Source organism: Caballeronia sp. BR00000012568055, from assembly GCF_029439455.1.
Taxonomy (GTDB): Bacteria; Pseudomonadota; Gammaproteobacteria; order Burkholderiales; family Burkholderiaceae; genus Caballeronia.
Genome location: NZ_JAQFVG010000362.1, coordinates 1 through 6,996 on the forward strand (window position 1 = coordinate 1; position 6,996 = coordinate 6,996).

The following is a 6,996-nucleotide window of genomic DNA, read 5'->3' on the forward strand; positions in this document are numbered from 1 at the left end:
ACTTCAGGAATCGCAAACAAATCCATATGCGATTCAAAAAATAGCGAGCTTGCCTTTCCGCTGTATTCTTGCGTGGCGGCGCGCGGTGCTGCGTGTCGCCTCTGAACATAAAGGGGAGTCGCTATGAAAACGAAGATCGCTTCGCTTGGTTTGTCCTTGATTCTGGCCGCTACGAGCGCGCTCACGGTATCTGCCGTGCATGCGCAAGACGCGGGAACCACCGCCACGGGCACGACGCAGGCTGCATCCATGACGAAGGAACAGAGGAAAGCGGCACGCAAACAAGCGCGCGCAAAGAAGAACGCCGAGCTTAAGAAACTCGAAGATGCGGGCTATAACCCGGCGCGCGCCAATGATCCGAATTATCCGCAGGACTTGCAGAACGCGCAGAAGAAAGCAGGAATTGGCGCGGGCGCAAGTCAGTAGTAAGTCACTAAGTCTTAACGCTACTTTCTGCGCCTCTGACCCATCAGCTTGACGATATCGTTCGTCGGCGCGCTGGTCAGCAGGCGCGGGATATCGTCGAGATGAACCCAGCGGCATTTAGCGATTTCATTGCTCGGACGCGCTTTGGCGCGATCGGAAATATCGCAGGTAAAGACGTGGTGGTGTTTCTGCTTGCCGCGAAATTCAAAGAGATATTTAGCGGATTTTCCGCTAAGCCGCGTTTCTTCCTTAAGCTCACGTAGCGCGGCGTCGGAGAGATGCTCTCCGCGCTTGAGCATTCCGCCCGGCAAAGCCCATTTCGACTGACTACGTGCGACCAGAAGGATGCGCTTGCCTCTGCGGCAAATCACGGTGGCGCGTTTCTTCAACTTGGCTCCCGCATTGTTGTAGGCATTATCGAGCGCTCGATGTATCTGCACGATGCGCAGAACATCACATAGCCGCTAATCGTAATACACATCCTGGTCATGCGTGGCGAGCATTTTTAAGGCGCAAGTGTTCACACAACAAGTTCAAATCGCAGTCATCAAACCGTCATGAAAACCGTGTTTTACAAGGCCGCTATGCTAAGGTTTCGCAAAGCAATATATTTTCATCCGACTTGAGGCTTAAATGGTGGATATGGATGCTGACTGGCCTTTGCCGCCGCCAGTCAACCGCTTCAAAACGGATCGGCGATCAGTCGATTCAACTCTCCCGACGACACAATCCATTGCGAGTACTTTCTCATCACTTGCTACGCCAGTGGTTGCTGAAGCCGTGCGCCGCGCGCGCGAACTGTCGACCAATTGCGACGCCGAGGGTTTTCACCAACTGCGCGTAGCGTTCAGAAAATTACGGGCGCTTTACTGGGCTTATTCGCCTTATCTCGGTGAGGAAGCAACCGCGCAGGCCACTGAGGAATTCAAGCGGCTTGCCGCCGTTGCCGGTGGCACGCGCGATTGGGATATCGCTGGCGATCTGTTGAAAGCGGCGCAGGAATCGCGTGCATCGATGGGATTGCTGGCCACCGCTGCCAAAGCCAAACGCGCACAGGCCGTCGAGCATAGTCAGTCGATGATCAAGTGCGACGACGTCGAAGCGTTCCTTAAAGACGTGCTGCAACGCGCGCAGGAACGTCTGGAATCGAGTTGCAAGGAAGTGCCGGTGCAGGCGTTTGCCGAAGACCGCGTCCGCCGCGCCAAACGAGCGTTGAAGAAGCGCAGCCAGCATGCGTCGCGTCAGGAGCCAGCGGAGGAAGAAGATCTGCACGACGTGCGCAAGGCGGGCAAGAAACTGCGCTATTTGCTGGAGTTTTTTCAGCCGGTCATCAAGGGTGGACACGATCGCACCATCAAAGAACTGACCTCGGTGCAGAACAAGCTCGGGCTGTTCAACGATATCGCTGCGAGCGAAAGCTTGATCCGTGCCGCATCGTTCGACGACGTGCCTGCGGAAGTGGTGGAAGAATCGCTGCAATGGCTCGAAAAGCAGAAGGGCCGTCGCATGCGCGCGGCTGAGCGGCGCGTGCGCATCATGGCTTCAGCGTAAGCACATTTCGCTCACCTTACTTCTGTGCTGGAAATGCCTGGCGAAAGAAGCGGAGCGCTTGTTCATCGAATTGTTTGTGAAAGGACACGCGATCAAAACCGTTTGGATCGAGACAAACGGTGGGCGCGTCGTGCGCCATCTCCGCCGGACACGGCGCGAGGAAAGCGAAATGCGCCGCACCCGTTGCTACGTGAAACTCGAGGTGTATGGGAAGCACGTCGGCGAGTGCTTTCACCGTCTCCGGCACCACCCCGTCGCCGCCATATTGCGAGGCCCAAAGCTGAATGGGCTGCTTTACGTCCTTTAGCGTATCTGGCGTGGGGAACACCGAAAACGGATCGGCGATAACGAAGACACGAATTCTCGCGTCATGCGTCCATACGGCGTTCATTGCTTGCGCTTTGGCGCGCTCGCAAACCTGTTCGTCGGCGTATGGACAGGTGATCTTCGCGTGCATGAAGTCCGGCACGCCGCCCGCCAAAACCAGTCCCGTGAAGCCGCCACGAGAAAAGCCGAAAAAGCCGATGGCGTGGGCATCGAGTTTCGCTGCATCGGGCCATACGTCGAGCATGTAATCGATCAGCCGCTTGATATCGGTCGGGCGCTCGATGAATTCGCTGATGTCGTCCGCGCGGCTCATATCCGAGTGCGTGTCGCCGGGATGATTGATCGCCGCGACGACAAAGCCCGCATCGGCAAGGGTCTCAGCGAGATCGTGATGGCCGAGAAATGTACCGCCATGTCCGTGCGATATCACGATCAGCGGTAGCAGTGCGCCGCTGGTCGGGCAATTGCGCTGCGCCTTCAGATCGTAAGGGCCGATGCGCAAATCAGACGCGAAAATCGAGCATGGCGTCCAGACGGCGGTCTGGATCGCGGGTCCGCTGGCATCGGCGGGAATGGTGAAGAATTGCAGGCCAGCTGCGTGGGAAGCCGTGGCAAAGAGGCTTGTCAGTATCGCCAGAATAAATGTTTTCATGTCGCGTTCTCCTGCCGATATCCGGCCTCAGGCAGTTTAGTACAGTGGCTTGAAACTGCTTCGCATGACGAACTAAAGCATTGTGATCTGCGTTGACTAGTAATATCGGGCACGGCGCTTGCTAGCCCAAGTCGCTCCTATCAAGGAGATCGACTCAATGACCCGACGTACTGTCCAGCTCGTGGGCAGCCTTCTGGCAGCAGTGCTCGTAGCGGCCGCGCTTGCGCGAGCCATCGATGTAAGCACCTGGCATCAATACTCCGGCGACCTCGCGTATTACACGGGCCGGCATCTGCTGTTGGTGGGCATTTCCATGATGCTCGCTATCATGATCGGCATACCGGCAGGCGTGATGCTGAGCCGTCCCGCACTCGGACGTCAGGCCGAAGCGTTCATGCAAATTTTCAATATCGGCAATACGGTGCCTTCGCTCGCAGTGTTAGCGATTGCGCTCGGTATTTTCGGTATCGGCGAAACGCCTGCTGTCATTGCGTTGTTTCTCGCGTCGTTGTTGCCGATCGTGCGCAATACCTATGAGGGAATGAAGAATGTGCCCGCATCGTTGCTCGAAGCGGCGCGCGGGATCGGCATGACGAACATGCAATCGCTCGTGCGCGTGGAGTTGCCCAATGCCATGCCGATTATCATCGGCGGCGTGCGTACGGCGCTGGCCATCAATGTCGGCACTGCGCCGCTCGCGTATCTGATCGGCGCGGACAGTCTCGGCACGCTGATCTTTCCGGGCATCTACCTCAACAATAACCAGATGCTGTTGATTGGTGCGGCGGCCACGGCCATTCTCGCGCTGGTTCTGGACATGGTCGTGTCGGCGGCGAGCCGCTGGTGGATGAGCGGCAGCGAGGTGACGCCATGAGAATCGCGCGAATCATGAAAAAGGCCTTGTTTGCAGGCGTATTGAGCGCATGCGTGAGTGTGTCTGCAATGGCCGAGAATCTCGTGCTCGGCGGAAAGAACTTCACTGAGCAGTACGTATTGACGGAAATCACCGCACAGTATTTACGTTCACGCGGTTATACCGTCGATTCGCGCACGGGTCTCGGCAGCGTTCTGCTGCGCAGCGCGCAACAGAACGGTCAGGTCGATATCACATGGGAATACACTGGCACCGCAGCGCTCGTCTATCACAAGCTGAAGGACAAGATGTCGCCTGATGAGATGTATCAGCGCGTGAAGGAACTCGACGCAAAGGAAGGTCTGGTGTGGCTGAACAAATCGCCTCTCAATAACACGTATGCGCTCGGTCTACCGGCTGACGCAGCAAAGAAATCAGGCATCCGTACTATTTCCCAACTCTCCGACAGGCTCAAAAGCGACCCGAAGGGCACACGCCATATCTTCGGCATGGATGCGGAATTCGCCAATCGTCCGGATGGCCTTAAGCCGCTCGAAGCCACCTACGACCTGCATTTCAGCCGTGCCGAAACGCGTCAGATGGATGCCGGCCTCGTCTACACGGCCTTGCACAACGACCAGTTGACCATCGGTTTGGTTTATACGACGGATGGCCGCGTGAAGGGCTTCGGCATCGTGCCGCTGGAGGATGATCGGCATTTCTTCCCGCCGTACAACGCTACGCCTGTGGTCCGTGCCAGCGTGCTTCAGCAGAACCCGAAGCTCACGGAGCAACTCAATGCGCTGTCCGCCACGCTCGATAACGACGCAATGCTGGAGATGAACAAACAGGTCGATATCGACGGCAAATCGGTGCAGGCAGTGGCGAGCGAGTTTCTGCGCACGCACAAGCTGCCCTGACGCGAAGAAGGAGAAACAACGATGAGTCTGATGGACTATCTGTCCGCCAACTGGCCCGAACTTCTGCAACTGACCTTGCAGCACTGCTATCTGGTGGGACTAGCGGTGGGATGCGCGATCATCGTCGGTGTACCAGTAGGCATCCTGATGAATCGATTCGACTGGCTCGCGGGGCCATTACTCGGTATCGCGACGATCATTCTCACGCTGCCGTCCATTGCGCTGTTCGGCTTGATGATTCCGGTGTTTTCGCGCTTTGGCGAAGGTATCGGCGCGGTGCCCGCGATTACCGCGGTGTTCCTGTACTCGCTGCTGCCGATCATGCGCAACACTTACCTCGCGTTGCGCAATGTCGAATCGGGCATCAAGGAAGCGGGAATCGGCATTGGCATGACGGCGTGGCAGCGGCTGCGTCTGGTCGAGTTGCCGCTCGCCGTGCCGGTGATTCTCGGCGGCGTGCGCACGGCGGTGGTGATGAACATCGGCGTGATGACGATTGCGGCCGTGATCGGCGCGGGCGGACTGGGTTCGCTGATCGTGCGCGCGATCGGCCAGAGCAACATGATGAAACTGCTGGTGGGCGCCGCGCTCGTAAGCGTGCTCGCGATCGTCGCCGACTTGCTGCTGCAAGGCTTGCAGCGCGTATTGACCCCGAAGGGAGTGCAAAAGACATGATCGAACTCGACCGACTGACCAAGACTTTCACGCAGAAGGACGGCCAGAAAGTGAATGCCGTGGATGCCGTGAGCCTCAAGGTGGAAGAGGGCGAAATCTGCGTGTTTCTCGGGCCGTCCGGCTGCGGCAAGACCACCACGCTCAAGATGATCAATCGCCTGATCGAGCCGACGTCGGGCCGCGTGCTGATCAACGGTGAAGACACGAGCGGGCTGAATGAAGTCGATCTGCGTCGTCATATCGGCTATGTGATTCAGCAGATCGGCTTGTTTCCGAACATGACGATCGAAGAGAACATCACGGTGGTGCCGCGTCTGCTCGGCTGGGACAAGAAGCGCTGCGCCGACCGCGCCACCGAACTCATGTCGATGGTCGCGCTCGATCCGAAGCTGTATTTGAAGCGTTATCCGCGTGAATTGTCGGGCGGACAGCAGCAGCGTATCGGCGTGATTCGTGCGCTCGCCGCCGATCCGCCCGTGTTACTGATGGACGAGCCTTTCGGCGCGGTCGATCCGATCAATCGCGAGACCATTCAGAACGAGTTCTTCCAGATGCAGCGGCAACTGAAGAAGACCGTCATCATGGTGAGTCACGATATCGACGAGGCGATCAAACTGGGCGATCGCGTTGCGGTGTTCAGGCGCGGCAAGCTGGTTCAATACGATCATCCGGATACCTTATTAGCGCATCCGCGCGATGATTTCGTCGGTCAGTTCGTGGGCGCGGACAGCACGCTCAAGCGCCTGTTGCTCGTGAAAGCAGGCGATGCCGCAACGCAGCCGCTCACTGCACTCGCGGACACAACGTTGCAGGAAGCCTTCACGATCATGGACGATAACGACAGCCGCTATCTCACCGTGCTCGACGGCAATCAGCGCGCGCTCGGCTTCGTCACACGCCGTGCGGCGCGTGCGGCGGAAGGTGTCTGCGGCGACAAGGCCACCGCGTTTCAGATGACGGTCTCGCCCGAAGACAATCTGCGGATCGTGCTCTCGAAGATGTATCAGTTCCGCTCGTCGTGGATGCCCGTGCTGGATGCCGATGGCCATTATGTCGGCGAAGTCACGCAGGATTCGATCGCGGATTACCTGAGTTCGGGGCGCTCGCGCCAGCAGACCGGGCACGTGCCGGTGGTGCGTGCGAAAGAGGTGGCGGGCGCGTCGTAGTATCGGAGTTGAAGGGGGTGTTATCCGCGTTCAAGGTGCGCCGGGCAGATCCGGCGGCGGTCCGGTATCGAGCAAATACGAAGCAGGAAGCGGCCGCGGGCATCGGAAGGTGGTCAGCAGATCACTCGTCAGTGGATTCGCGAGACTGCCCGTGTTGGCGATGTCGAGCACGGCCTTGCGCCCATCGAACGCATACTCGACACGCGTCCTGCCAGGCGTCGCAGTACGAATCAATTCCCCTTGCTGCAACATCCGCATAAACGCCCACGCGCCTTTCGTCGAGATCGTTGATGTCTCCGGGCGAATGCGCGGGTTGGCGGTTATCTCGGCATGCACGCCACCGCGCGGACCGGGCCATGTGATGTGCAGCGGCGTTACGGGCCCATGTTGATAGATCGCGCCTTGGCCATCGATGTCGATTGAGAG

Annotated in this window: 9 protein-coding genes; 6 read left to right on the top strand and 3 right to left on the bottom strand. The window is 58.3% G+C overall.

The window, feature by feature from the left end; translation table 11 throughout:
• Nucleotides 1-123: 123 nt before the first annotated feature.
• Complete coding sequence (locus P7F28_RS33185) at nt 124-426, top strand: DUF4148 domain-containing protein (RefSeq protein ID WP_277189577.1); 303 nt, start codon at nt 124-126, stop codon at nt 424-426.
• A gap of 20 nt (nt 427-446) precedes the next feature.
• On the opposite strand, the gene P7F28_RS33190 is transcribed toward P7F28_RS33185, so the two are convergent.
• A complete protein-coding gene (locus tag P7F28_RS33190) occupies nt 447-815 on the bottom strand; it encodes an NUDIX hydrolase (RefSeq protein ID WP_277189579.1) in 369 nt (122 codons plus the stop codon).
• Nucleotides 816-1,191: 376 nt separating this feature from the next.
• On the opposite strand from P7F28_RS33190, the gene P7F28_RS33195 reads away from it, so the two are divergent.
• The gene (locus P7F28_RS33195) at nt 1,192-1,977 is read left to right on the top strand and encodes a CHAD domain-containing protein (protein WP_277189581.1); all 786 of its coding nucleotides are present in this window, start codon (nt 1,192-1,194) and stop codon (nt 1,975-1,977) included.
• Between the two features lie 16 nt (nt 1,978-1,993).
• Here P7F28_RS33195 and P7F28_RS33200 read toward each other — a convergent pair whose 3' ends face one another.
• Entirely contained in the window at nt 1,994-2,956 is a 963-nt protein-coding gene (locus P7F28_RS33200; RefSeq protein ID WP_277189583.1) for an alpha/beta fold hydrolase, read from the bottom strand.
• A 157-nt stretch (nt 2,957-3,113) separates the two neighbouring features.
• On the opposite strand from P7F28_RS33200, the gene P7F28_RS33205 reads away from it, so the two are divergent.
• The 4 genes from P7F28_RS33205 to P7F28_RS33220 are packed head-to-tail and all read left to right on the top strand — an operon-like array spanning nt 3,114 to nt 6,570.
• Nucleotides 3,114-3,830 carry an ABC transporter permease gene (locus tag P7F28_RS33205; protein ID WP_277189585.1) on the top strand — a complete coding sequence of 239 codons (717 nt, stop codon included), beginning with the start codon at nt 3,114-3,116 and terminating at the stop codon, nt 3,828-3,830.
• 14 nt (nt 3,831-3,844) lie between these two features.
• Entirely contained in the window at nt 3,845-4,729 is an 885-nt protein-coding gene (locus P7F28_RS33210) for a glycine betaine ABC transporter substrate-binding protein (RefSeq protein WP_370467458.1), read from the top strand.
• Between the two features lie 21 nt (nt 4,730-4,750).
• The gene (locus P7F28_RS33215; protein ID WP_277189587.1) at nt 4,751-5,404 is read left to right on the top strand and encodes an ABC transporter permease; all 654 of its coding nucleotides are present in this window, start codon (nt 4,751-4,753) and stop codon (nt 5,402-5,404) included.
• Complete coding sequence (locus tag P7F28_RS33220) at nt 5,401-6,570, top strand: betaine/proline/choline family ABC transporter ATP-binding protein (RefSeq protein WP_277189589.1); 1,170 nt, start codon at nt 5,401-5,403, stop codon at nt 6,568-6,570. Before P7F28_RS33215 ends, P7F28_RS33220 begins: the two co-directional genes overlap by 4 nt.
• A gap of 30 nt (nt 6,571-6,600) precedes the next feature.
• Here P7F28_RS33220 and P7F28_RS33225 read toward each other — a convergent pair.
• Nucleotides 6,601-6,996: type VI secretion IcmF C-terminal domain-containing protein (locus P7F28_RS33225; RefSeq protein WP_277189591.1), on the bottom strand; the 396-nt coding region annotated here is incomplete at its 5' end.

Coding starts and splice junctions, on each gene's coding strand:
- P7F28_RS33185 (WP_277189577.1), top strand. CDS start 124: ATGAAAACGAAGATCGCTTCGCTTGGTTTGTCCTTGATTCTGGCCGCT.
- P7F28_RS33200 (WP_277189583.1), bottom strand. CDS start 2,956: ATGAAAACATTTATTCTGGCGATACTGACAAGCCTCTTTGCCACGGCT.
- P7F28_RS33205 (WP_277189585.1), top strand. CDS start 3,114: ATGACCCGACGTACTGTCCAGCTCGTGGGCAGCCTTCTGGCAGCAGTG.
- P7F28_RS33210 (WP_370467458.1), top strand. CDS start 3,845: ATGAAAAAGGCCTTGTTTGCAGGCGTATTGAGCGCATGCGTGAGTGTG.
- P7F28_RS33215 (WP_277189587.1), top strand. CDS start 4,751: ATGAGTCTGATGGACTATCTGTCCGCCAACTGGCCCGAACTTCTGCAA.
- P7F28_RS33220 (WP_277189589.1), top strand. CDS start 5,401: ATGATCGAACTCGACCGACTGACCAAGACTTTCACGCAGAAGGACGGC.